Raw genomic sequence first — 23,942 nt, 5'->3', positions numbered from 1 at the left:
AGTGCCGGTGTGTAACCCTGGTGCCGGAACAAATTTTCCCGGCATCAGGTATGCGGTATTTAACGGATGATGTTTTCTGAACAGTATTTTGATAATATATAAATTTAATTCATGTTTATATGAAAATAAATCATTTTTATTCATATATTTGATCGTGCATAAGGCGGTCACTACTTTGAACCGCATATAGAAAAATTATCGTTTATGAAAATAAGAAAGCATAGTTACTTTTTTATTTTCAATAAACGTAATCAGGTTTTTTTATAAAAACAGGATGCAGTAATACGATGATTAAGGAAGATACATTCACTATAAAACGTATTCGTTTTGATGAGCATTATCTCCCTTCAGAGAATACGCGTCTGACGACAAATTTTGCTAACCTTGCAAGAGGGGAAAGCCGCCAGGCAAACCTGCGTAATGTTTTAAAGATGATTGATAATCGTTTTAATGATCTGGCACGCTGGGATAACCCTAAGCGGGATCGTTATGCTGTCGAACTTGAGATCATTTCATTTGATATGGATATCAGTTTTAAAAATAATAAAGAAACTTTTCCTTTGATAGAAATTCTGAAAACAACTATTATTGATAAAATAAATAATAAGCGTATTGAGGGTATTGCGGGGAATAATTTCTCATCTTACGTGCGTGATTATGATTTTAGTGTTTTGTTGCCTGAGTATAATAAAGGCAGGAAAGATTTTTCTAAACCTGATAATTTTGGAGATTTACATGGAAATCTCTTTAAAACGGTCATCAGTTCAGATTCTTATAAAAGAAACTTCAGTAAAGCGCCTGTCATATGCCTGAGTGTATCAGGTAACAGGATATATCATAAAACTGATAATGAGCACCCTGTGTTAGGGGTTGAGTATCAGCAGCGTGACTTATCGCTGACCGATCAGTATTTTGCAAAAATGGGCATGCAGGTTCGCTATTTTATGCCAGCCAGGAGTGTTGCACCCTTAGCATTTTATTTCTTTGGTGACCTTTTGTCTGACTATACCACGCTGGAGCTCATAAGCACGATCAGCACGATGGAATCATTTCAGAAAATTTATCGTCCTGAAATTTATAACGCTAATTCTGCTGCATCTGACTGTTATCAGCCAAGCCTTAAACATCAGGATTATTCGATAACCCGGATCGTTTATGATCGGGAAGAACGCAGCCAGCTGGCTATCACACAGGGCAGGTTTACAGAAGAGCGATTTATTAAACCTTATCAGGATATTCTGGAGCAGTGGTCTGCCAGTTACGCCGTTTAACCATTTATAAGATACAAGGTCACGCCCCATGAAAACACTACTTCCAACCTCAACAGCAGGCAGTTTGCCCAAACCCTCATGGCTTGCAGAACCTGAAACGCTCTGGTCTCCCTGGAAGTTAGAGGGAGAAGAGCTGACAGAAGGGAAACAGGATGCGCTGCGCCTGACCCTTGATGATCAGGATCGCGCCGGTATTGATATTGTGAGTGATGGTGAACAGACCCGCCAGCATTTTGTTACCACCTTCATTGAGCATCTGAGTGGTGTTGATTTTGAAAATCGTCAGACCATTAAAATTCGTAATCGCTATGATGCAAGTGTGCCATCAGTTGTGGGGGCGGTTACACGTGAAAAACCTGTTTTTGTTGAAGATGCCCGTTTTTTACGTACACTGACAAAAAAGCCGATAAAGTGGGCATTGCCTGGCCCGATGACGATGATTGATACGCTTTATGACGGCTATTATAAAAGTCGTGAAAAACTTGCCTGGGAGTTTGCCGGAATTCTTAACCAGGAAGCCCGGGAATTAGAGGCAGCCGGTGTCGATATCATTCAGTTTGACGAGCCTGCATTTAATGTTTTTTTTGAGGAAGTTAATGACTGGGGTATTGCTGCTTTAGAAAAAGCAGCTGAAGGTCTGAAATGTGAAACAGCAGTCCATATCTGCTATGGATATGGTATTAAAGCGAATATTGACTGGAAAAATGCTCTTGGTGCGGAATGGCGTCAGTATGAAGAGATTTTTCCAAAGCTGCAGAGCTCCAGCCTCGATATCATATCACTGGAGTGTCAGAACTCTCGCGTTCCTATGGACCTGATCGAACTTGTTCGTGGTAAAAAGGTCATGGTAGGCGCTATTGATGTCGCAACTCATACTATTGAGACACCCGAAAAGGTTGCGGATGTTTTGCGTAAAGCTTTGCGGTTTGCAGAGGCTGATAAGCTTTATCCTTCTACTAACTGTGGCATGGCACCTTTGCCCCGGCATGTAGCAAGCGGCAAGCTCAGAGCATTAAGTGCCGGGGCAGCAATTGTTCGGGAGGAGCTGACCCGCTGACAGGAATATAACTTGTTAAAATAATAAAAAATGATAATTATCATATAATTATATAAATTTTGTGCATAGATTTAAGGTGAAGCATGGATGTTCTGGAGCGTAGTCACCTGAAGGTTATTCAGGCTGTCGCGCGTGAAGGCTCATTAACTGCTGCCGGGCTGCGTCTTAACCTGACGCAACCCGCGCTAAGCCATGCTATTCGTAAAATAGAAAATCAGCTCGGAGTTAAGGTCTGGCGCAGGGAGGGGCGGTCACTGGTGCTCACTCAGGCGGGAGAATGGTTGTTATCTCTGGCCAATCGCATGTTGCCTCAATTTGAACTGGCTGAAAAACGGCTTGAACAATTTGGCAATGGTGAGCGTGGTACATTACGCATTGGTATGGAGTGTCACCCCTGTTATCAATGGCTTTTAAAAGTGGTTTCTCCTTATCTGGAAAGATGGCCGAAGGTTGATGTTGATGTGCGGCAGAAATTTCAGTTTGGCGGTATTGGTGCATTGTTCAGTAATGAGATTGATCTTGTTGTCACACCTGACCCGCTTTACAAACCCGGCCTGAAATTCACTCCTGTTTTTGACTATGAACTTGTGCTGGTTGTTGGCCCTCAGCACCCTTTGCGTGGTGAGAAGTTTATCTCACCAGAGCAGCTTGCGGGAGAAACCCTGATAACATACCCTGTACCGTCAGAGCGGCTGGATATTTATACGCAGTTTCTGCAACCTGCGGGTATTAGCCCAAGGCAGCAAAAGCAAATAGAAACAACAGATATTATGCTTGTGATGGTCGCTCATGGCAGGGGTGTTACTGCCCTGCCGGGATGGCTGGTTGAGGAATATGCTCAGCGCTTTGAACTTTCTCCTGTGAAGCTTGGCAAAAAGGGTATCGCAAAGCAAATTTTCCTTGGCTGTCGTGATACGGATGATGATATTTTTTACCTGCAGGATTTTATCCGGTTTGCTGCATCGCATCATTAGCCCTTTTTACCTTCAGCATTGTTGACAGGCCTGTGTTCTGCGCGCACATCATCTGACTGATGGTCTTTGCCTTTAAAATACAAGGCAGAGTGTAAAAGGGAATCAGGTATCATGGCATGATATGCTGTTTAAGCCTGAGCTGTCCCCGCAACTGTAAGTGGTATGTTTCTGCATACTGATCATAAGATCAGACCACTGGGCCTGGCCTGGGAAGGGAGATGCAGCCGGCGACGCCACAAGCCAGGAAACCTGCCATCGTGAATTGTTGCAAACGGGAAATGCTGATCGGGGAGTGTCAGCACAGAGTGGCATGCGCTGGCACAGCCTGATAAGGGCGTCAGTTCCTGCATAAACTTAGTCTCGTGGCAACATTCGGACCACGAGGTAGTTTTTATGGTGCGCAGACTTCTTTTTTTGAGCACAGCATTCTTCATTTTTCCCGGATGTATGGTCCGGGCAGCTGAACAGCCACAGCAGGCAGAGACAAGCCTGACGTCAGAGGAAGAGATGCTGTCACGTAATCCTGAACAGATTACTGTGAGTGCAGCCCGCAGGCCCGTCAGGCGTGATGAAATCGGTACTGCCATGACAATCATTACAGAGCAGCAGATTTTAAAACAGCAACGTCGCTCTTTACCAGATCTGTTAGCCCGTGAACCAGGGTTAAACCTTGTTCGCACCGGCGGAGCAGGGGGCACAACGTCAATTTTTATGCGTGGTACGAATGCCAATGAAGTAAAAGTGCGCCTTGATGGAATGGATATTAATGATGGCAGTTCTGCCAGTGGCATGTTCGATGCTGCTCAGTTTATGACTGATGGTATAGGGCGTATTGAAGTTCTGCGTGGTCCGCAAAGTGGCCTCTATGGTGCAGATGCTATGGCAGGGGTAATCGATATTACGACAGCCCGTGGCGAGGGGCGTTTTAAACCTTTTGTACGTCTTGAAGGCGGCTCATATGGCACATTTAATCAGGTTATCGGGTTACGTGGCAGTAAGGGGCGTTTCCATTATAATGTGACGCTTAATCATTATCGTATGGATGGGTTTCGCAGCATTCCGCATTATATTGACCGCTATTATGGTGCCACACGTGCGCAACGCCACACCAGCAACCGCAATGATAACCGGGGCACAAATATTCGTCTGGGCTATGACGTAACCAGAAATTTTGACCTTGGCCTGACAACCCGTCTGATTCAGAGCAATTATCACACCTATTCCCTGTATGACCTTCAGAGTGAAAACGAAGGCGGGGGGCATGTGCGTGAGCGTAATAATACAAATGAAGCAATTGTGCGCGGGACAGCTCATCTTGTGTCATTTGATGGTTTTTTTGATCAGGTCATCGGTCTTGGTTATATGGCCATTCGTAATCGCTGGAACCAGACAGGGCTGTATGCTACCGGGCCCATTTATTACCGGTCAGACCGGCTGAAAATTGACTGGCATGGTACATTTAACTTTAAAAAATATGGCACAGTGCTGATTGGTGCTGAGCATTTTCATGACACGTTTGATACCAGTCATACTGCAGGCAGCGCTTATGACACCGGCTATCATACACAGGCGAGTATGGATACAACTGCAGGCTATGCACAGTATGAAGGTAACTGGAACAAGATTCTCTATGGGGCTGCCAACGTGCGTTATGACAGCAATTCGCGTTATGGCCATTATGTCACCTGGCGTGTGGCGCCTTCTGTTCATATTCCACATACAGGCACAATTATTAAGGCAAGTGCAGGGTCAGGTTTTCATGGCCCTACACTTTATCAGCTCTTTTTTAATCAGACCGGATCCAGCTATTCGCAAAAAGGTAATCCTGACCTGCGGGCAGAGCGTCTGATTGGCTATGATGCCGGTGTTGAACAAAAACTGCTGCACGATAAGCTGCATTTCGGTGCAACATGGTATGATAACAAGGTTAAAAACCTTATCCAGTCAACATTGTCGATAGATAACTCTTCAGGCTATTCGTATTATCAGTATTCCTATGGCAACGTCTCCCGTGCCCGTATGTATGGGGTGGAGGCATTTGCTGAGTGGAAACCCATAAAGACCCTCGATTTCAATCTGACTTATACCTGGACACATGCCCGTGATCTGACAAATCATCTGCCTTTGCAACGCAGGCCACAGCATAAGCTGAATTTTAATACTTCATGGAACCCGCTGAAAGATCTCACGTTATCTGGCAATATTCTTTATGTCAGCGGCTGGCGCGACCTGCCGGTTATTGGTTCTGAGGTTTGCAGCACCTGTGGTAAGGGGCATGGATATTTCACAGTTGATCTTGCTGCCAGTTATAAAATTAATCGTTTTGTTACAGTCTTTGCCCGTGCTGATAATCTGCTCAACAGGCAGTATGAAGAACCGATAGGCTATCTTCAGCCCGGGCGGGCAGGTTATGGAGGCGTAACACTGAGCTACTGATGCGCTGGTTAATTCCTCTGATAGGCATAGTGTATTGCGGGGTTCTTGCTGGTCATGGTCAGGCTGCCCCGCGTATCGCCTCACTTAATTTATGTACTGACCAGCTTGCCCTGATGCTCGCTGATAAAGAGGAGATCGTTGCCCTTTCTCCTCTTGTGCGCGACTGTTCTGCTTCTGTGCTGTGTCATGAGGGGTTGCCACACGTTATATTTGCAGCAGATGCTGAAAATATTCTGTCTGTACATCCTGATATTGTTCTTGCAGGGCAATACACAGCCCGTACTGCAGTGATGGCAGCGCGTGAGGTTGGTGCTCATATAGTCATACTGCCACCGGCGCGCCGTTTGTCTGACATCCCCGGGCAGATCCGGCGCGTAGCTCAGGCTGTGGGCCATCCGGAGCGGGGGGAGGCTCTTATTGCTGTTTTTGAAAAGCGCCTCAGAGGTATGAGTGATCTGACGACAGACGTTAACCCGATTGCGGCTGTTTATGAAGCTAATGGTCTGGTTGCTGCTGGTGCTTCCTTGCAAAATGATGTTTTGAAATATTCAGGTTTCCAGAATCTTGCTGTGCGTGCTGCTTTGCCTGCAGGGGGGCGTATACCGCTTGAAACGCTGCTGGCCTGGCGCCCTGACCTGCTTATTCTTGACCGCTCAGGGCAGGGGCACTCTCTTGCTCAGGCTATGCTGGATAACCCGGTTCTGACGGAGTTTTTTCCCGGGGTGCATCATGTGAATATTCCTGCCTCTCTCTGGTTATGTGGTTTGCCACAAACGCTTGAGGCAGTAGCTGTTCTGCGTCGTGCCCGTGCAGCACTGGCAGAGAATAAAACGGAGGCTCCATGACGAAGCGCGAGGTTCTGCTCAACAGTCTGTTATGTATGAGTATATGCCTGCTGGTTATGACCTCTCTGCTATGGGGAGAGCACGGTTTTTCTTTTATGCAGGCATTGCATGAATGGCTTGCCGGTCAGCATACAGCCGGCTCTGTTATTCTGGGGGGGCTGCGTCTGCCACGGGTCATTCTGGGCATTATGGTTGGTGGTACACTGGGCCTTTCAGGTGCCGTATTACAAGGGTATTTGCGTAACCCGCTGGCCGACCCGGGGTTGCTGGGGGTTTCGGGCGGGGCGGCACTTGGTGCTGTTTGTGTATTTTACACGGGGCTTAGTGTGATGGGCTCAGCTCTGCTGCCCGCCGGTGGGCTTATCGGGGCCTTTCTTGCTGTCGCTATGCTGCTTCTTCTGGTGGGGCGGGGCACTGCTCTGGTGCTCTTACTGGCTGGCGCTGCTCTGAGCAGTTTTACTGCGGCTTTAACGGCACTTGTGCTGAACCTCGTGCCAAGCCCTTATGCTTCGTTTGAAATTATGCGCTGGCTGATGGGCTCTCTGACAGACCGGACCATGTCTGATGTATTGCTGGCACTGCCCGGTGTAGCAGGAGGATGCATTGTGATGATGTTATCAAGACGTGCTCTGGACGCGCTGACACTGGGGGAGGATGTTGCCCAGACGATGGGCTTTCATCTGCGTGGCCTGAAGGGGGTGCAGTTACGTCTTGTCGTGGGCACGGCTCTGGCTGTTGGTTCCTGTGTGGCTGTGTCAGGCGCTATTGGTTTTGTCGGGCTGGTTGTACCTCATCTGCTCAGGGTGGTTGTGGGGTACAGGCCGTCTCGTCTGCTCTTGCCTTCTTTTCTGGGCGGGGCCGCTCTGCTTTTGCTTTCAGACCTCATTGTGCGTACAGTTTCAGGCCATAAAGACATACAAATTGGTGTTATAACTGCACTTATTGGTGCACCTGTCTTTTTTTACAGAGTGCTTCAGTTCAGAAAACAGGGGCAGTTTTAATGCTCGAAGTGCATCACCTTTCCTGCCAGGCCGGAGGACGTACGTTACTGGATGCTGTTTCTGCACAGTTTGATAAAGGGTGTGTTACAGGTTTACTCGGTCCGAACGGAGCCGGTAAAAGTACGCTTCTGAAAGTTACAGCCGGCCTTGTGCCAGCCTGTGCGGGGAAAATAACACTCGACGGGCATGATATACAGTCTTTAACGACAGCGCAGCTGGCGCGACAACTGGCTTATATTCCGCAGGATAATCCGCCTCTTCCAGCTATCCCGGTATGTGAAATCATTTCACTGGGGCGTTTACCTTATGGTGAGACTGGTAGCCGGGCTATAAAGCATTATGCTGTTGAAAATGCTTTGAAAGCTACTGGTCTGGCAGACCTGGCGCAACGTCGGGCTGATCAGCTTTCAGGAGGAGAGAAGGCGAGATTAATGCTCGCACGCGCGCTTGCTACAGAAGCGGAAATTATACTGGCAGATGAGGTGATGGCGGCTCTTGACCCCGCTCATGCACTTTCTGTTATGCAGATATTGCGTAGTCAGGCTGAAGCAGGCAGGTGTGTTGTGCTTGTTATTCATGATCTGCTCATGGCAACGCGTTTTTGCGATAATCTGGTGCTGATATCTGATGGTAAAGTGCAGGCCTCTTTGTCACCGGCAGACCTGACGGACACTCTCGTGCAGAATGTTTATGGTGTCACCACGCGTAAAATCGGAACCGGGCTTGTGCCGTGGAATCGTGTGTGACCCCATAGCTGCCAGTATTTTTATAGGTTAAGTCTCATAAAGAGATTTTTCGTAATAGTATGCCGCAGTTATATCAGCGATACACTATTACGGGATCATTATGCAGAAAGAGAAAAATGTGTGATTTCCTGCTGAGAACCTACGGTGCGGATACCAAAATACCCTGGGGATGCAGCATTGACTGGTGCTGAAAAGATTTTTTTACCATCAAGGAACAAAGTCGTCACACCGTTATGAACACTTATAACGGTGTGATAAACATGGTCCGGTTTCAGCATATCAGCCGGGGCAGTACTTTCCTGTAACAGGATGCGTGCGCCTGAGCTGTCATAATGCCTGAAGCGTGTGGTTGTATTATTATTACCGCCAATACCTGCATATTCGAGAACAAGAGAGTTATAGGCAGAGAGCGTGCCGTTGCGCACGTGAGGAAGTGCGCCATTTTTTTCATGTGCGTTCCAGAAGATATTCATATCTGAAACGCGGAGTGCTCCTTCCGGCTTCAAAATTTTCCGGTCGAATGTAAGGGTATAGTTACCTTTTAGCGGGTGTTCGAACCAGAGTGTGACACCCCGCTGTGCTACGATTTTTACTCCATCAGGAATAATTTCTGCCTGTGAAGCAGGGGTGACAGGCAGAGTTTTCTCAGCTTCAAAGCGCCAGATATGGTTCTGATTATCCTTTATAGTTAAAGTGTTTTCGGCTTTTGTCCCGGCTTTTGATAAAACCGGAGAGGCCGCACTGAGAGCAAGGCATAAAACGTAGTGCCCGGGTGTATAAACACGTCTAGAGCGTTTCATAAAAAATGTTCTCCTCCTGCGGGGCAAGTGCCATCAGACCTGTTGCCCCCAGCCCCCACTGAGCCGCGGCATTTGTTGAAATATGTGGTGCTTCATCAACTGGTTCAGGCACTGCCGGCGGTGAGAGATGGTTTATCTGAAAGTCACTGAGTAAAAGCCCTGCATCACCCTGTGCAAAAATACGCCACGCCTGCCTGCGCAAAGCGGTGTCTCTGAGAGTGTAGCCTGCGTAGGCCAACAGGCGGGCATGTGCCTGCCTGAGGTTTAAGTGATGCAGTGCCTGCCCCAGTTTGTTTTTCTGGTTTTGTGCGTCAGCCAGATAGAGTGTGCAGTAATCCAGCCAGGCATTTTTAAAATCAGGCTGCGGTAAGAGCATAATCAGCTCGCTGCATGTTTCTGGCAGTCCGAACATGGCGCTCAGATGTGAAACAGAAAGAGCCCCTGTGCGATCCTGAGCAAACTCACCTGTATGCAGGTCCATCACACCCAGTCCGGTAAAAAAACCATGAGGCTGGGCTGCAATGCTGGTCATAGAGGTCAGTAGTTTGTTTTTCCATTGCTCATCACCTGTACGTTCCCACTCCAGCAGCCAGGCGGCGGCAATGGCTCCCCAGTCTGTACCAAAGGAGACCGTTGCGTGATGAGGCTGTGCCTTGATGGCCGCTGCCCCGCCAGTTTTGCGTCCGGGAACAATATCCTGCAGGCGGTTAACAGCGTTAACCTGTGCACGCAGTAACTCACCGGTACGCTCATCCGCAGTCAGGAAATAATAGATTTTTGCATTTGCAACGCTGGAGATACGCAGTTGTTTGGCGCTGTCTCCCCAGTGCTGCACGTTATGACGCGAACCTAAGGGGGCGAATTTTCCGATATGGTAGACATCAACTTCTGTAATATGTCGTGTCATGGCTTCAGCCTGACGAAAGCTTTCCGCATTGCCTTTGTGCAGGTGGTATGCCCAGAACCACATAACAGAGCTTAGTTCACCGTTATCCCATGCAAACCCGCCGATATCATAACGCCATGTATGCCTGTCGGCATCATAGGTGTGCATAATGTCACCGTAGTCCCAGAAGCCATACCAGCGTCTTTGCTCAATCTGATTACGGTAAAATGTAAAAAGTGTATCAAGAGCCTGGTTTACTTTTGAATTTACATTCTGTGGGTGTTCGGGGCTCCAGAAAGCGTGGGTCGCACGTGATGTGAACAGGTCAGGCAAAGATTGCTTTAATTGCGGTGGAGATGAAATGCGCTCAGCGATAGCCGCCAGGCTGGTGTTGTCGGGTGTATGGTCAGTAAATTCTATAACGATTTCGCTGGTTCGGCCAACACCGTAAGAGGAGGAAAAACCGGGTTCATAATCCTCATAAGTGATATCGAGAGCCTGCCGCTGCGTGGTATAATCGTTCTGATTTTCGGGGGTCTGATAAGGTGCCATCTGCATGGGCTCTGCATCTGGTGCCCAGAGCCATGCTGTGAGTTGTGCATTATTCTCTCCTCCGTTTTCTACAGAGAGTGCTGCCGGGTAGCTCTGCCAGAAATTTCTGATGCCGAGCACGACACCCCCCGATACGTCGCCAAGAAAAACAGTGCCAGAAGCTCTTTGTCCAGAAAAAGAATTGATCCAGGCATCATGTTTTGTAATTCGTTTTTTGATTGAAAAGCCATCACACGTTGCCTGGGTAAGTGTATAATCACCATAAACAGGGACATACCCGATAGCACCAGAGACTTTAGGAGACCATTCTGCCTCAGGTGGCACAGCCTGGCCCTGTGTTTGTGCTGAACGTATATTGCTGCCCGGGTCGCGGCGTAAGCCGGTCAGAGGTTGCAATGCTTCAGCGAAGACACCGCCATCAGCACTTACAAAGCGAATGTGCCGGTTATAGGCTTCACCATGAAACTGAGAGGAAATATTCAGCCCCAGACCACGCACTTCATATTTTTTGGGGTCAATATCATGAATGATTGAGTGTATAACACGAATTGCACCACTATTTTTATAAAAATAGAAACGAAAAATAAATGGAATAACCCGTGTATGATCTGGTCCGCTATGTTTACCTTCTATGCGGATAACAGCCCGGTCAGGCCCGTTACCTTCAATTTCAAGTGTGTGAACGTCGCCATGGCACGAGAAGGTTCTGGTTTGTGTTATCTCTCCCTGTTGTGTGCTTTGTTCCAGCAGAGTGATGGCCTGCACCTGTGCCTGGCGTGGAAACGAGAGGGACAGAAAAGACTGCCCTTTTGAAAAACTGGCCTGGAGTTTCCCTGTGTTGACAGAGATCTGATCATCCGTCTTTTGCGCAATGGTTTCCGTTCTGGTTTCTGAGTGTCGGGCAGGTACAGCATGAAGCCGGGTATATGCCGCCAGGTCAGAATGTGCAGTTGGAGAAACTGCATGAGCACTCCATTTGACAGATCCGTCCGGCCACCATGCGGTGATCCATGACTGTATCTGCTGCGTTCCGGCATCTGAGGTGCCCAGCGAAAAGCGCGCTGGTGCACGTACAGCACCCTGTGGCCAGGCGGCGCCAAACGTCGTGCCCTGAAAGACATTTCCTGATGGCGGACCGTCAAGCCAGTTTATCTGTGTCGTAGCAGATTTGTGCTCTGCTGAGCCTTGAGCCTGCGTTGCTGCGGTGAAAAATAAGCTGCTGGTTGCGGTTGAGAGTTTAAGGAAATGGCGCCTTCCTAAATGTGGCAACGTACCTGTCTCCGTCTTATAAGAATAGAAAATGAGCTGCCTGGTTTTTCAGAAATGCACACTTACCGTGCCACCGATGATGCGTGGTGTACCCAGCCAGCCGAATACAGAGCCATAATCTCCCTCACGCAGGCTGCGATAATATGTTTTGTTCAGAACATTATTTACCCATACAGAGGTATCGATAGCCGTATTATGCACCTTAATTTTGTACCCAAGAGAAAAATTCAGCAGGCCGTAAGCCGGTATCTTGGCTGAGGGAGAGTCATCAACCGTTGCAAATGTTGCTGTGCGATAAGAGTAACGCACTGTGGCGTACACTGAGGATGTATCATTGAGGGTATAGTCATACCGCCCAAGCACACTCAATGAGAGTTTAGGTGCCCTGAATACAGGTTTGCCGTTCAGACTGCATGATTTCGGAGGCTGACTTTGCATCGAAACCTCGGGCATGCACCTGGCGTTGTCGTATGTCAGATATTTTGTGTCATTATACAAAATATTGGGTGTAATCATCAGCCCTTTAAGGGGGTGCCAGTTCATAGTATATTCAACCCCGCGCGACCTGTAGTCACCCGCATTGGTTAAATAGGTCTGCTGTGTTGTCGGGTCGTACCCCTGGGTCTGAAAATTCTTAACCAGAGCATTAAAATAATCAATTTTGAAATCAAGCCTGGCAACCGGAATTTCTTTGTGAAGACCGACTTCAATACTTTCAGTTGTTTCAGGTTTGATATACAGGCTGCCAAAGCCTGCTTTTCCGGCTGAGCCGGATGAAATATTCAGCGCTCCGGCTTTCATGCCATAGGCAAGTGCAACGTAAAATTTTGTCAGGCTGTCAGGGTCATAATCAATATTGACCATTGCTGAGGGTAAGGCTGTCGTTTTGCTTAGCACACCAGAGTAAAACGGACTTTTGTTTAACCGGCGGAACGTACCGCTTTTATCGTCGATACCTTCACGAAAGCCAAATTTCATTGTGACTTTTTTAATCGGATGTGCCGTAGCCTGCGCATAAAACGAATAATAATCATCGCGGAGTGAGCCGTAGCGATAAACATCCAGGCCGTTATACAGTTTATTACCATACCATGCACCAGCACTGTCAGCGCTGTATCGTGTAATGGCATTAGTATTCAGACTTTCACCCGAGTAGGCAAAGCCCGCAGCAAAGTTAATAGTCTTCCATTGAGGGGAGTCAAAACGAAGGTTTTCATACCATGTCCGGTCACGTACATTCGTGCCCGAATTATAATAGACATTAATGCTGTATGGGTCGGCCATAACCGGATTTGTATCAAAATAGCGGAACGAGCTTATGGATGAGAACTTCCACCCTCCTGCAAAACGCCAGCTCAGCTGAGGTGAAACACCAAATTGCTGCGTTGTGTCATAGTTCTGGTAGTCAATATCAGTTTTGCGGCCAGTAACGATATGGTTGCCAAATTTGGATGACATATCCTGGAATTCGTTTTTCCCATCGACAGTAATGCTTTTATAAAAAACCGGTGTCGGAGTTTCCCGTTCAGCACTGTAATCTGCGATCAGTCTGAAGTGGAATCTTTTACCCGGTCTGTAAGCAAGCTGCACTCTGACACTATCGCCATGATACCCGTTGACGTTGTTGCCATAGCGAACATTTTTAATAAAACCGCCCTGTGCTGTATGGTTATAGCTGATGCTGCCAAATAAGTTTTTCAGAATTCTGCCTGATGTTAAAGCTGAGGCCTGCATATACCCGTAGCTACCGTAGGAGAATAAAGCTTCATTGCGCGGTGTGGCAGAGGGCATACGCGTTTTAATATCAATGACGCCAGCCGTGACGTTGGCGGGGTATAAAGTCCCCTGTGTGGCTCCGTTATATACGTCTATTGATTCCAGGTCGTTAAACCCGTGTGACATCATTGACGGACGGCTCAGGTAAACACCGTCAAGAAACAGCCCGACACTGCTGGGCATACCGACGTTTGTCTCACCGCCTGTCTGACCACCGCCATCACCCATGCCGCGTATAGAAATACTGCTGTTAAAAGGGTCAGCCGCATCAATATTCAGGCTTGGTGCCAGCTGCTGAAGGTCTTCAAGTGTGTTAATTCTCTGGCTAACCAGCTCTTTTCCTGAAAAATGGTAAGAAGAGGACGTCGCGCGCTGAGGATCTTTGCGTACCTTGTTGCCAATAACCTCAAGAGATTCTTTCAGTGCTTCTCTTTTATGGAATTTACTGGCGTTTTTATGCCGTAATGGTTGCCCGGTCTGAGCGCTTTCAGCCCATGAATTTGTGCTGAGCAAAGCGGTTGTCAGTACAAAATTAATAACTATCCCTTTTCGCAACATAAAAAAACCACCACAAAATTGTCATTAAAATTCCTAAATCATCTGATTCCACGATATCTATGTACATTATAGTTAAATAAACTTTAGATGATGTTATTTTATAAAAAATATACGATAAATTTTAGTGTTAAATGAAAGTCAGAGTGATGTTCTCTTCATATTTTTTGTGTATTCTCAGAGGGGGGCTGCCCTTTCTCCTGCTTCCGGCACTGGCCTGTGCAGACGAGAAAGCTCCACCAAAATCATGGGTAGACCCTGATACAGGGCACCGTGTTATCCGCGTGACAGATGATCCTGGCTCATCGAGTCTTTATTTTAATATCAATACGTACACACCTGATGGGAAGCAGATGATTTATACCACGCCTGATCGTGGTATAGGTGTGATTGATCTCACTAGTCTAAAGGCCAGACCTCTGGTCAAAGGGCCGGTTGGTGGTGGGCCGGGTGCTGTTGTTGTTGGTCATAAATCCCCCGTTGTTTATTATTTTAAGGGGAAAGAGAATGATCCGCAGTATGCCTCTTTGTGGAAAGCGGACATTAATACAGGCAAACAGCAGAAAATTGCAGATCTGCCACGCCGGTCGGGTGTTTTTTCAATTAATGCTGATGAAACGCTGGGAGCCGGCAGCTATATCGTCGGTGACGGAGAAGACTATAACGGGCGCCAGGCAGGGCAGATCGCACACAAAAATACGGTTACAGAGCCATTAAATAAGAAAGAGAAAATGGCCAGACGGTTTGCTGCAAAGTTGCCAATGATTATTTTTACTGTCGATTTGCATAATGGTCAGATTAAACCCGTTTTTGCCAGTACGGACTGGATAGATCATTTGCAGTTTTCACCCTCTGATCCGACCCTTTTGATGTATGCCCATCAGGGTGCCTGGCAGCAGGTTGATAAGCTCTGGACTATTCGCACTGATGGTTCAGAAAATACCCATATCGACCCACGTATTATGCAAATGGAGGGCAGTGGCCATCAGTGGTGGGACAAAAGCGGTAAAAACATCTGGTATGACCTGCATATGCCATTAGGTGTTAATTCGTTTGTTGCAGGGTATAATGTTGAGAATGGAAGCAGAACATGGTTCCACTATGAGCCGCAGCAGGCTTCAATTCATTTTAATTTGTCCTCTGACGGTAAACTGTTTGCCGGAGATGGTAGTAATGCACCTGATGCAAAGTGGATTTATCTGTTCCATCCGAAACTGGTGAAAGATGATCATACGCTGGGGAAAAATCTTATTCGTCCTGGTTATTTCGTGGCTGAACATCTGGTGAATATGGCACATCATAATTACCATCTTGAGCCTAATGTCAGTTTCACTCCGGATAACCGGTACGTTATTTTCCGTTCTGATATGTTCGGGCCGACTTATGTTTTTGCTGTTGAAGTAAAAAAACATAATGAAGGTACTGACTGAAAAAATTTCCACCGGTGGAGAGCGCAGAGGTAACCACCTGATATTTAGCGGGGAGGGCGTAAGCTTTGCATAAACGCCCTCCGATTGTTTTCTGTTTATCCAAAGTGGCTGGTGCAGCTGAGTATACTGACGGGCTCAGAGCCTTGTATGGAAGTATAAAACTCCTTTTTTCTATGGTAGCGTTTCTGTGACACGAAATGATGCAGGGCAACAGGAGGCAACATGGTGCAGTATGTTGGCGTTCACGACCTTATTCGGCTCATTCGCCTGCAGGGTATCGAAACTGTTCTCAGAGAGCTTGCTGAGTATATCGAGGATGATTTTCGTCGATGGTCTGCTTTTGATAAGAGACCGCGCCTTGCCAGTCATTCCGAGCATGGTGCCATTGAACTTATGCCCACCAGCGATGATGCTCTCTATAGCTTCAAATATGTTAACGGACATCCCGGCAACACCCGTGACGGGCTTCAGACCGTTATCGCCTTTGGTATGCTCTCTGACGTCAGAACCGGCTATCCGCTTATTTTGTCTGAAATGACACTTCTGACAGCTTTGCGAACAGCGGCAACCTCTGCTGTTGCAGCACGTCATCTGGCCCGTCCTGACAGTCATGTGCTGGCTATCATTGGTGCGGGTGCTCAGTCAGAATTTCAGGCGACTGCATTTAAAACCCTGCTGGGTATAGATACTGTGCGTATATATGACACAGACCCCGATGCCACACAGAAGTTCTGTGACAATATGAAAAACAGCGGCCTGACTATTACAATCGCTGCCAGTAGTCAGGAGGCGGTTGAGGGCGCTGATATCATAACGACCATTACAGCAGATAAACAAATGGCGACTATCCTGTCCGATAATATGATCGGCGCTGGTGTGCATATTAATGCTGTTGGCGGAGACTGCCCCGGTAAAACCGAACTGCAGGCTGATATTCTGACGCGAGGCAGAGTCTTTGTGGAATATACTGAACAGACACGGCTTGAAGGCGAACTGCAACAAATGCCCGAAGACTTTCAGGTTACCGAGCTATGGGAGATTATAGCTGGTAACAAAAAAGGTCGTCGCAGCGCGCGTGATATTACCATTTTTGATTCTGTTGGTTTCGCGACGGAGGATTTTTCCGCTCTGCGCTATCTGCGCGATAAAGTGAGCGGTACTTCTTTTTGTAAAACTCTCGATCTTCTGGCAAATCCTGAAGACCCTCGTAATCTCTTCGGGCTTCTTAACAGTTCTGTACCGGATGAAGAGTGTTCTTTTGAATAGGATGTAGCCTATGTCTTTGTCTCACCCTCCTGTGCCCGCAACAATGGTGGCTGCAGCAGTGCCGGCCCCGGGCGGACCAGACGCAATTCGTTTTGAAACTCTGTCCGTGCCACAACCCGGGCCGGGTGACATTCTGGTGCGCGTCCTGGCCTGCGGTGTAAACCGGCCTGATGTTATGCAACGCAAAGGGCTGTATCCGCCACCACCTGGTGCACACCCTGGTCTGGGGCTTGAGGTGGCCGGTATTGTTGCCGCCTGCGGTGAGCCTCTGCCTGGTCAGACTATGCCTGAAGTCGGTGCACGGGTATGTGCTCTGACAAATGGTGGCGGCTATGCAGAGTATGCACTTGTGCCTGCAGCCCAGTCTTTGCCCTGGCCTGATGGTTTTAATGCGGTTGAGGCAGCAGCTCTGCCAGAAACGTTTTTTACGGTCTGGTCTAATCTGTTTATGCCGGCATTTCCTGCCCCAGGGTCACGTGTACTCATTCATGGTGGCAGCAGTGGCATTGGCACAGCGGCTATTCAGCTGGTCAGATCTTTTGGTGGCATACCTTATGTCACAGCCGGTACAGCTGAAAAATGTGCTTTATGTGAAAAGCTTGGTGCCATAGCCATTAATTACCGTGAAGAAGATTTTGCTGAACGTCTTCGTGAGTTAACAGACAAAAAAGGCGTCAATATTATCCTTGATATGGTGGGTGGCGGCTACCTTGAGCGTAACCTGCGCAGTCTCTCAACGGATGGTCGTCTGGTTATCATTGCTCTTCAGAGTGGCTCTAAAGCACCGGATGCTGACCTGACCCGTATTATGACACAGCGTTTGACCATTACCGGCAGCGCCCTGCGCAAACGAAGCCCTGAGGCAAAAGCACAGATTGCTCAGCAATTGCAGCAGTATGTCTGGCCACTTCTGGTGTCGGGTGAAATAACACCTCTGATCCATACTATTTTACCGCTATCGCAGGCAGCGCAGGCGCATGAGGAAATGGAGAGCGGTAATCATTCAGGTAAGATTATTCTGACAACAGAAGAGTCTCCTCAGTCATGACAACATCTTCTCTGCTGGCACAACGTCTTGAGCGGGTGCGCTCTGAAATTGCCGCAGCTGCACATAAAGCCGGTCGAAATCCGGAGGATGTTGAGCTTGTTGCTGTTTCCAAATTTCATCCCGCCAGTAGTATTGCTGGCGCTATTGCTGCTGGGCAGCGTATATTTGGCGAAAACCGTGTGCAGGAGGCATTTGCAAAATTCCCGGCATTACGGGAACTCAGTCCTGACATAAAGCTGCATCTCATCGGTGGGTTGCAGACTAACAAAGCCCGGGATGCTGTGCAGCTGGCTGACAGGATTGAAAGCCTTGATCGTCCTGCCCTGGCTGATGCTCTGGCAAAAGCTGCTGATGCCTGTGGCCGTATGCCAGAGCTGCTGATTGAGGTAAATACGGGTAACGAGCCACAAAAATTTGGTATAGCCCGCGATCAGGCCGATGATTTCATCAGGCTTTGTCAAAAACGCTTCGGAGAGAAACTGTGCGGGCTGATGTGTATTCCCCCGGCGGATGAAGATCCGACTTTGCATTTTCAGCTGCTTCGCAGTATGGCCTTGCATCATGGACTGCCTGTTCTTTCTATGGGTATGTCAGCTGACTACCCCCAGGCGATTGCTCAGGGTGCAACACATGTGCGGGTAGGTACGGCCATTTTCGGGCCCAGACCAACTATACCCTGATGAAGAAAAAACACGAATGACTTGCTCTTTGCCTGCAAGTGCCTTTATGCAGGCGCTCCTGAACCTCTTGCCCGTAAGTACATGCATACGGAGTGTAAACTGACATGACCGACCCAGCCAGCCCTTCATCTGATCATGGTGCCTCTGACGGCACTACGTCAGTCGATGCAGCGCCACTGCACGATCAGTCAGCCCCTCCCGGGCCCCGGCATATTACTGAATTTGCCGGTGATGAACCTCAGCACGTAGCAGCTCCGGTTGGCTTTGCGGCCCTCCTGTCTGTGCTTGGTGTTGTTTATGGTGATATTGGTACAAGCCCGCTTTATGCCTTTCGGTCTACCGTGCAGGTTATTTCGGGTCATCATCAGGTGGCCGCGTGGGAGGTGATGGGGGTCGCCAGTCTGATCTTCTGGACACTGATCCTCATCGTAACCCTGAAATATGTCATGCTGATTATGCGCGCTGACCATAACGGAGAAGGTGGTATTCTGGCCATCTCCTCTCTGGCGCAGCGTGTCATTTCAAAACCAAAGCTTCGTACAGCGCTCGCGCTGGTTGGTGTTGTCGGAGCCTGCCTGTTTTTTGGCGATGGTATTATTACTCCGGCTATTTCTGTTTTATCGGCGGTCGAAGGTATCGAAGTCAGTGTGCCCGCAGCGCATGATCTGGTTATTCCGATCGCTGTGATTGTTATTATCAGCCTGTTTAGTGTGCAGTATATCGGTACCGGCAAGGTAGGAACAATTTTCGGGCCGGTTATGCTCCTCTGGTTTGGCACAATTGGTGTGATGGGTTTGCTTAAAATTCTTCATCATCCTGCCATTCTCATGGCTCTCTCGCCTGTTTATGCTGTTGAATTCGTGTTCTACCACGGCAGACTCTCATTTCTGGCGCTTGGCTCTGTCGTGCTCTGTGTCACCGGGGCTGAGGCTCTTTATGCCGATATGGGGCATTTTGGTCGGGCGCCTATTCGTTATGCCTGGTTGTTTTTTGTGCTGCCTATGCTGGTGCTGAACTATTTTGGCCAGGCGGCACTTATTATTGAAAGCCCTAAATCTCTGGCTAATCCCTTCTTCCTGCTCTGCCCGGGCTGGATGCAGGGTTTTATGATTGTTCTCTCCACACTGGCCACCGTTATTGCCAGCCAGGCTGGTATTTCAGGTGGTTTTTCGGTCTGTCGCCAGCTGATTCAGCTTGGGTACATGCCGCGGCTGCGTATTACGCACACGAATGCTGAAGAGGAAGGGCAGATTTATCTGCCCGACTTTAACCGTTTTCTGGCTGTTGGTGCGGTGCTGCTGGTTCTGGCTTTTCAGAGTTCAGACCGTCTCGCTTCAGCTTATGGCATCGCTGTTACAGGTACGTTTATCTGCACCACATTGCTGGCGATTGTTGTCTTTCGTTATCATTTCAACTGGCCTGCCTGGCGGGTGGCTGTTGTCTTTGGCAGCTTCATGGTGCTGGATACGACCTTCTTTTCTGCCAATGCGCTTAAAATTCCTGATGGTGGCTGGGTGCCGGTCCTGCTTGGCTGTGTACTGACACTGATGATGACGACCTGGAAAAAAGGCCGCAGTCTGGTCATAGGCAGGCAACGTCAGGACAGCCTGCCCATGGGCTCCTTCATCGCCAGGCTGCCACAGTCGCGCATCATCCGTGTGCCGGGTATGGCAGTATTTATGACGGGTACGCCTGATATTGTACCTCCGTGCTTGTTGCATAATCTGCGTCATAATAAAATTTTGCATGACCATGTAATGTTTGTGACTGTGCAGAACCTTGATCAGCCTGAAGCTGAAAGAGGCCATCGTGTTTCTGTCGAGCAGCTGGCCCCCGATATTTATCGTGTTATTCTGCGTTATGGCTTTATGGAAATGCCCAATATTCCGCGCGCTCTTGAAAATCTCAAAGCAAATGGTGTGGATTTTGATGCGCTGCAGGCCTCTTACTTCACCTCACGCGAGATGATTACCCGTTCGCCTGTTTCACGTCTCTCGCGGTGGAGAATGTGGCTCTTTATGTTCATGGCACGTAACTCAACATCCAGCATGGAATTCTTCCGCATTCCGCCTGACCGTGCTGTGCAGCTGAGTGTGAAAGTGGCGATCTGATCCTTGTCTGCTGAACTACTCGCTCTTTATATCCACTGGCCTTTTTGTCTGGCCAAATGCCCCTATTGCGATTTTAATTCGCACGTCAGAGAGCAGATCCCTGAGGAACGCTTTGTTAAAGCGTTGCGTGCTGAGCTGGCTTACGAGGCCAGCCGCCTCGGGCGGCGTAAGCTGGGCTCGGTTTTCTTTGGCGGGGGCACGCCCTCTCTCATATCGCCTGAAAATGTGGCCGCGTTGATTGAAGATGCGACCTCACTTTTTGATCCGGCAGATGATATCGAAATTACTCTTGAGGCTAACCCGACCAGTGTTGAGGCGGGGCGTCTGCACGGCTTCAGACAGGCCGGAGTGAATCGTGTTTCGTTAGGGATTCAGGCTCTTGATGAAGATTCTCTGCGTTTCCTTGGGCGGGAGCATTCTGCAAAACAGGCAGTTGCAGCACTCGAAATCGCCCGCAACCTGTTTAGCCGCATTACCTTCGATCTGATTTACGCCAGACCAGGGCAGTCACTTGCTGACTGGGAGGAAGAGCTGCAAACAGCATTAACTCTTGCGGCAGATCACATCTCTCTTTACCAGCTCACAATAGAGCAGGGCACACGTTTTGAAGCTCTTTTTCGTTCAGGTAAGTTTAGTTTGCCAGATGAAGACGAGGCAGCTTCTCTTTATCAGCACACAGCAGAAGTCACCTCCCGTTTTGGGCTGGCCGGATATGAGGTGTCGAACTATGCCCGCCCTGGCAGTGAAAGCCGACACAACCTGACATACTGGCGTTATGGTGATTATCTGGGGATCGGGCCAGGTGCACACGGGCGTATTACTGAGGGTGATGATCTGTTTGCGACACGTCGTCACCGTGCCCCTGAGCCATGGGCAACGCTGGTTGAGCAAAAAGGTACAGGCCAGACACAGAAGGAAAGTCTTGTTGCACAGGAACGTGCACGAGAGATGTTGCTGATGGGGCTGCGGGTCACAGAAGGCCTGAACCTTACACGCTTCAGAGAGCGTACCGGCCTTACATTAGCTGATGCGACGAACTCAGTTATTCTCGACGCAGCCTGCGAAGAAAACTACCTTACTTTAGAGGGCAATAATCTCCGTGCCACAGCTGAGGGCCGCCTGCGCCTGGAAGCTTTGCTTGGTGCCCTGATTCGTTAAAAGGCACCTTACACGTATATTATCAGAGCTCTTTGCAGGGCTTTACATTATCTCTTTCGCGTGTCGGCCGCTGAGGGCGGCGCTCGAAATGCAGGTCCTGGGGACCGTTCAGATTTTTCGCTTTCTGAGACAGCGTGTTCAGCCAGCGTTCTCTTGCCTGCTCGGACAGAGCAGAGGAGGGAGATTGATTATGGACAGACAGGTTCATACTATAACCTCTCGCGTAAAGAGCTCCGGCAGGGAGCTATCAGGAAAATATCTCCGGTTATGACGGTAAAATAGTCTGTACCAGTCACTCTGAGATGGTCTGTTTCTACTCTGTTTCTCTCTTGTTATTTTTGACAGTTTTTTTAATTCTTATTAGTCATAAAATAGCGGTATTTAGTGATACCAGACAAAAGAAGAGACTTGCTAAGCCTAACATGACCAGTTTTTTTTGCAATGTTCCTGGTAGCTCAGAGCATGACTGAAAGGCGCTGTCGGGTGGACAATCTTTCCCTTCGAGGTAACGCCACCCCTGAAAAGGACGCATTGTCATAGGGTTAGTGCGTATTAACTCAGGCGATACACATATGAGTGTACTCTCTCTGCCATCGGGACGTGTACCGCTTTTAATATCAAGAATAGTTTGCCGGCATACAATCAGCCCGCCAATTACCCGGTATAATGAACCGCCGCTCAGAAGTTCATCCGCACGTTTAGGAAAAAACCGCGTATAGACCACCGGCACCGGGCCATAATCCGGGTGTGGATAAAGGTTTTCTGACATTTTCTGGCGCTGTATCAGCTCTTCAGGCGAAGACACACCAACGGCAAGTTTGATGAGACCGAGCATGAGAGGGACCTTCTTATATCAGAGTAAGTTAGCAGGGTTGTGGTACATGGGGGAAAATCCTGTCACTGACAGATATTCTCTTTTGCCAGAGAAGCATAGTTTGTGTTTTATCATCACCAATGATAAATTCAGGGACATCCTGAGAAAAGACAGCATTTTATGAATGTTTCGTCAGCATCCTCCCTTTTTTCGAACATATAAGGAATTTTTTGTTATCCATGTCTGTTCGTCTTTTGAACATTACAGGTCTTTTCCGTAGCAGGCCTAAAGCTTCTCCTCTTGTGATACTAACGAGTGTTTTTTCACTGGCACTATCGGGTTGTGGTTATTACGACTCTCGTACGGCCCATAAAGCGCAGATCTCTCTTATCGGTATTTCAAGCAGTGATTTACAGGCCTGTATGGGTATCCCTGATAAGACTAAAAAGCTGCCTGACGGGTCTGAAATTTATGAATATACCCGGGGCCTTAATATACCATCAGCTAATGACTCAACTCTTTTCCCGTTGCAAAGTGTCGTCAATATTATTGAAAATGCACTGGGTGGCGCCGGAAAAACCTGCGTTGCAGATGTGCGTATTACAGACGGGAAAGTGACTGATCTGCATTATGGTGGCGATAATGACGAAATTGTCGGTGCTGATGGTGTTTGTGCGACAATTGCCAGGGGGTGTGTTCGTCGTCCCCTGCCGTCGATGCAGGTTATTTCTTCTAATCCCCTGGGGCCGGTCAAGGCATATCGTCAGCCACAGATTAAACCTGCCAAATCGCAGCCAGTTGCAACGGGAGAGGGTGCCGCCGTTACGCCTCAGGCCGGAGCAGCCGTCGAAGGTATGCCAGCTACTACTCTGCCCGACCTGAAGACAAAAGCGGTTACACCAGCAATACCTTCAGCTATTGCGCCGGCTAACGCGCCATAATATTTTATAATCCTGTGGTCCGATGTAAAAAGGAGCACAGGGTTATTCTTTGTTTTTCATTATATCCTCTTGGCAGAGCACAGGCTTTGCGCTAGGAAGGCAAAATGTGGACCCGTAGCTCAGCTGGATAGAGCGTCGCCCTCCGAAGGCGAAGGTCGAAGGTTCGAATCCTTTCGGGTCCGCCATATAAGAGTTAACTACTTGATTTAAAAAGAAAAATAGAGAAGTTAGACACTTCCTGTTTTTGTGTTAGACACTTTCTCGAATTTATCCATCGCTTCCTGTGCCATTTTTTTCTGTTCAGCAGAGCGTGTGTATCTCATCAC

General features: G+C 48.4%; 18 protein-coding genes, 1 tRNA gene and 1 riboswitch. Of the genes, 15 read left to right on the top strand and 4 right to left on the bottom strand.

Annotated features, from left to right (window positions below; genetic code table 11):
- Nucleotides 1-287 precede the first annotated feature (287 nt).
- The 7 genes from HK11_RS00100 (at nucleotide 288) to HK11_RS00070 (ending at nucleotide 8,330) form a co-directional block, all read left to right on the top strand.
- The gene (locus HK11_RS00100) at nucleotides 288-1,271 is read left to right on the top strand and encodes a DUF1852 domain-containing protein (RefSeq protein ID WP_086553313.1); all 984 of its coding nucleotides are present in this window, start codon (nucleotides 288-290) and stop codon (nucleotides 1,269-1,271) included.
- Nucleotides 1,272-1,299: 28 nt separating this feature from the next.
- The gene (locus HK11_RS00095) at nucleotides 1,300-2,328 is read left to right on the top strand and encodes a methionine synthase (RefSeq protein WP_086553312.1); all 1,029 of its coding nucleotides are present in this window, start codon (nucleotides 1,300-1,302) and stop codon (nucleotides 2,326-2,328) included.
- Between the two features lie 83 nt (nucleotides 2,329-2,411).
- The gene (locus tag HK11_RS00090; protein WP_086553311.1) at nucleotides 2,412-3,302 is read left to right on the top strand and encodes a LysR family transcriptional regulator; all 891 of its coding nucleotides are present in this window, start codon (nucleotides 2,412-2,414) and stop codon (nucleotides 3,300-3,302) included.
- Nucleotides 3,303-3,345: 43 nt separating this feature from the next.
- Nucleotides 3,346-3,574: riboswitch (cobalamin riboswitch) on the top strand.
- A gap of 175 nt (nucleotides 3,575-3,749) precedes the next feature.
- Nucleotides 3,750-5,738 carry a TonB-dependent receptor plug domain-containing protein gene (locus tag HK11_RS00085; protein WP_369822895.1) on the top strand — a complete coding sequence of 663 codons (1,989 nt, stop codon included), beginning with the start codon at nucleotides 3,750-3,752 and terminating at the stop codon, nucleotides 5,736-5,738.
- Complete coding sequence (locus HK11_RS00080) at nucleotides 5,738-6,583, top strand: ABC transporter substrate-binding protein (protein ID WP_086553309.1); 846 nt, start codon at nucleotides 5,738-5,740, stop codon at nucleotides 6,581-6,583. The genes HK11_RS00085 and HK11_RS00080 overlap by 1 nt, the downstream gene beginning before the upstream one ends.
- A complete protein-coding gene (locus HK11_RS00075; RefSeq protein ID WP_086553308.1) occupies nucleotides 6,580-7,584 on the top strand; it encodes an iron ABC transporter permease in 1,005 nt (334 codons plus the stop codon). Before HK11_RS00080 ends, HK11_RS00075 begins: the two co-directional genes overlap by 4 nt.
- The gene (locus HK11_RS00070) at nucleotides 7,584-8,330 is read left to right on the top strand and encodes an ABC transporter ATP-binding protein (protein ID WP_086553307.1); all 747 of its coding nucleotides are present in this window, start codon (nucleotides 7,584-7,586) and stop codon (nucleotides 8,328-8,330) included. The genes HK11_RS00075 and HK11_RS00070 overlap by 1 nt, the downstream gene beginning before the upstream one ends.
- 98 nt (nucleotides 8,331-8,428) lie before the next feature.
- Here HK11_RS00070 and HK11_RS00065 read toward each other — a convergent pair whose 3' ends face one another.
- Genes HK11_RS00065 through HK11_RS00055 form a run of 3 tightly spaced genes read right to left on the bottom strand, consistent with a single transcriptional unit; the run spans nucleotide 8,429 to nucleotide 14,171 of the window.
- A complete protein-coding gene (locus tag HK11_RS00065; RefSeq protein ID WP_086553306.1) occupies nucleotides 8,429-9,130 on the bottom strand; it encodes a DUF6250 domain-containing protein in 702 nt (233 codons plus the stop codon).
- Nucleotides 9,117-11,837: a hypothetical protein gene (locus HK11_RS00060; protein ID WP_086553305.1), complete on the bottom strand. Its 2,721-nt coding sequence runs from the start codon at nucleotides 11,835-11,837 to the stop codon at nucleotides 9,117-9,119. Before HK11_RS00060 ends, HK11_RS00065 begins: the two co-directional genes overlap by 14 nt.
- 48 nt (nucleotides 11,838-11,885) lie before the next feature.
- Nucleotides 11,886-14,171 (bottom strand): TonB-dependent receptor, encoded by a 2,286-nt coding sequence (locus HK11_RS00055; protein ID WP_086553304.1) that lies wholly within the window; start codon nucleotides 14,169-14,171, stop codon nucleotides 11,886-11,888.
- 146 nt (nucleotides 14,172-14,317) lie between these two features.
- On the opposite strand from HK11_RS00055, the gene HK11_RS00050 reads away from it, so the two are divergent.
- From HK11_RS00050 to hemW, 6 genes are all read left to right on the top strand, one after another.
- A complete protein-coding gene (locus tag HK11_RS00050) occupies nucleotides 14,318-15,598 on the top strand; it encodes an oligogalacturonate lyase family protein (RefSeq protein WP_086553303.1) in 1,281 nt (426 codons plus the stop codon).
- A gap of 222 nt (nucleotides 15,599-15,820) precedes the next feature.
- Nucleotides 15,821-16,864: an ornithine cyclodeaminase gene (locus HK11_RS00045; protein ID WP_086553302.1), complete on the top strand. Its 1,044-nt coding sequence runs from the start codon at nucleotides 15,821-15,823 to the stop codon at nucleotides 16,862-16,864.
- Between the two features lie 10 nt (nucleotides 16,865-16,874).
- Nucleotides 16,875-17,912 carry an NAD(P)H-quinone oxidoreductase gene (locus tag HK11_RS00040; RefSeq protein WP_369822894.1) on the top strand — a complete coding sequence of 346 codons (1,038 nt, stop codon included), beginning with the start codon at nucleotides 16,875-16,877 and terminating at the stop codon, nucleotides 17,910-17,912.
- Nucleotides 17,909-18,592, top strand: coding sequence for a YggS family pyridoxal phosphate-dependent enzyme (locus HK11_RS00035; protein ID WP_086553301.1), 684 nt, complete (start codon nucleotides 17,909-17,911; stop codon nucleotides 18,590-18,592). The genes HK11_RS00040 and HK11_RS00035 overlap by 4 nt, the downstream gene beginning before the upstream one ends.
- A 104-nt stretch (nucleotides 18,593-18,696) precedes the next feature.
- Nucleotides 18,697-20,703, top strand: coding sequence for a potassium transporter Kup (locus HK11_RS00030; RefSeq protein WP_086553300.1), 2,007 nt, complete (start codon nucleotides 18,697-18,699; stop codon nucleotides 20,701-20,703).
- Nucleotides 20,704-20,706: 3 nt separating this feature from the next.
- The gene (gene hemW, locus HK11_RS00025; protein WP_086553299.1) at nucleotides 20,707-21,861 is read left to right on the top strand and encodes a radical SAM family heme chaperone HemW; all 1,155 of its coding nucleotides are present in this window, start codon (nucleotides 20,707-20,709) and stop codon (nucleotides 21,859-21,861) included.
- A 364-nt stretch (nucleotides 21,862-22,225) separates the two neighbouring features.
- On the opposite strand, the gene HK11_RS00015 is transcribed toward hemW, so the two are convergent.
- The gene (locus HK11_RS00015) at nucleotides 22,226-22,696 is read right to left on the bottom strand and encodes a DUF1489 family protein (RefSeq protein WP_086553297.1); all 471 of its coding nucleotides are present in this window, start codon (nucleotides 22,694-22,696) and stop codon (nucleotides 22,226-22,228) included.
- Nucleotides 22,697-22,914: 218 nt separating this feature from the next.
- Between HK11_RS00015 and HK11_RS00010 the strand changes: the two genes are divergently transcribed.
- Nucleotides 22,915-23,616: a hypothetical protein gene (locus HK11_RS00010; protein ID WP_086553296.1), complete on the top strand. Its 702-nt coding sequence runs from the start codon at nucleotides 22,915-22,917 to the stop codon at nucleotides 23,614-23,616.
- A gap of 108 nt (nucleotides 23,617-23,724) precedes the next feature.
- Nucleotides 23,725-23,801, top strand: a tRNA-Arg gene (locus HK11_RS00005).
- The last annotated feature ends 141 nt before the right edge of the window (nucleotides 23,802-23,942 follow it).

The sequence above is a fragment of the Acetobacter sp. DmW_043 genome (genome assembly GCF_002153485.1).
Classification (GTDB): domain Bacteria; phylum Pseudomonadota; class Alphaproteobacteria; order Acetobacterales; family Acetobacteraceae; genus Acetobacter; species Acetobacter thailandicus.
Note: the sequence above shows the minus strand (reverse complement) of the source record. Positions and strands in the feature narration are given on the sequence as shown.

What these genes read in the sequence shown, in the direction of transcription:
- HK11_RS00100 (WP_086553313.1), top strand. Translation starts at nt 288, where the DNA reads ATGATTAAGGAAGATACATTCACTATAAAACGTATTCGTTTTGATGAG.
- HK11_RS00095 (WP_086553312.1), top strand. Translation starts at nt 1,300, where the DNA reads ATGAAAACACTACTTCCAACCTCAACAGCAGGCAGTTTGCCCAAACCC.
- HK11_RS00090 (WP_086553311.1), top strand. Translation starts at nt 2,412, where the DNA reads ATGGATGTTCTGGAGCGTAGTCACCTGAAGGTTATTCAGGCTGTCGCG.
- HK11_RS00085 (WP_369822895.1), top strand. Translation starts at nt 3,750, where the DNA reads ATGGTCCGGGCAGCTGAACAGCCACAGCAGGCAGAGACAAGCCTGACG.
- HK11_RS00080 (WP_086553309.1), top strand. Translation starts at nt 5,738, where the DNA reads ATGCGCTGGTTAATTCCTCTGATAGGCATAGTGTATTGCGGGGTTCTT.
- HK11_RS00075 (WP_086553308.1), top strand. Translation starts at nt 6,580, where the DNA reads ATGACGAAGCGCGAGGTTCTGCTCAACAGTCTGTTATGTATGAGTATA.
- HK11_RS00070 (WP_086553307.1), top strand. Translation starts at nt 7,584, where the DNA reads ATGCTCGAAGTGCATCACCTTTCCTGCCAGGCCGGAGGACGTACGTTA.
- HK11_RS00065 (WP_086553306.1), bottom strand. Translation starts at nt 9,130, where the DNA reads ATGAAACGCTCTAGACGTGTTTATACACCCGGGCACTACGTTTTATGC.
- HK11_RS00055 (WP_086553304.1), bottom strand. Translation starts at nt 14,171, where the DNA reads ATGTTGCGAAAAGGGATAGTTATTAATTTTGTACTGACAACCGCTTTG.
- HK11_RS00050 (WP_086553303.1), top strand. Translation starts at nt 14,318, where the DNA reads ATGTTCTCTTCATATTTTTTGTGTATTCTCAGAGGGGGGCTGCCCTTT.
- HK11_RS00045 (WP_086553302.1), top strand. Translation starts at nt 15,821, where the DNA reads ATGGTGCAGTATGTTGGCGTTCACGACCTTATTCGGCTCATTCGCCTG.
- HK11_RS00040 (WP_369822894.1), top strand. Translation starts at nt 16,875, where the DNA reads ATGTCTTTGTCTCACCCTCCTGTGCCCGCAACAATGGTGGCTGCAGCA.
- HK11_RS00035 (WP_086553301.1), top strand. Translation starts at nt 17,909, where the DNA reads ATGACAACATCTTCTCTGCTGGCACAACGTCTTGAGCGGGTGCGCTCT.
- HK11_RS00030 (WP_086553300.1), top strand. Translation starts at nt 18,697, where the DNA reads ATGACCGACCCAGCCAGCCCTTCATCTGATCATGGTGCCTCTGACGGC.
- HK11_RS00015 (WP_086553297.1), bottom strand. Translation starts at nt 22,696, where the DNA reads ATGCTCGGTCTCATCAAACTTGCCGTTGGTGTGTCTTCGCCTGAAGAG.
- HK11_RS00010 (WP_086553296.1), top strand. Translation starts at nt 22,915, where the DNA reads ATGTCTGTTCGTCTTTTGAACATTACAGGTCTTTTCCGTAGCAGGCCT.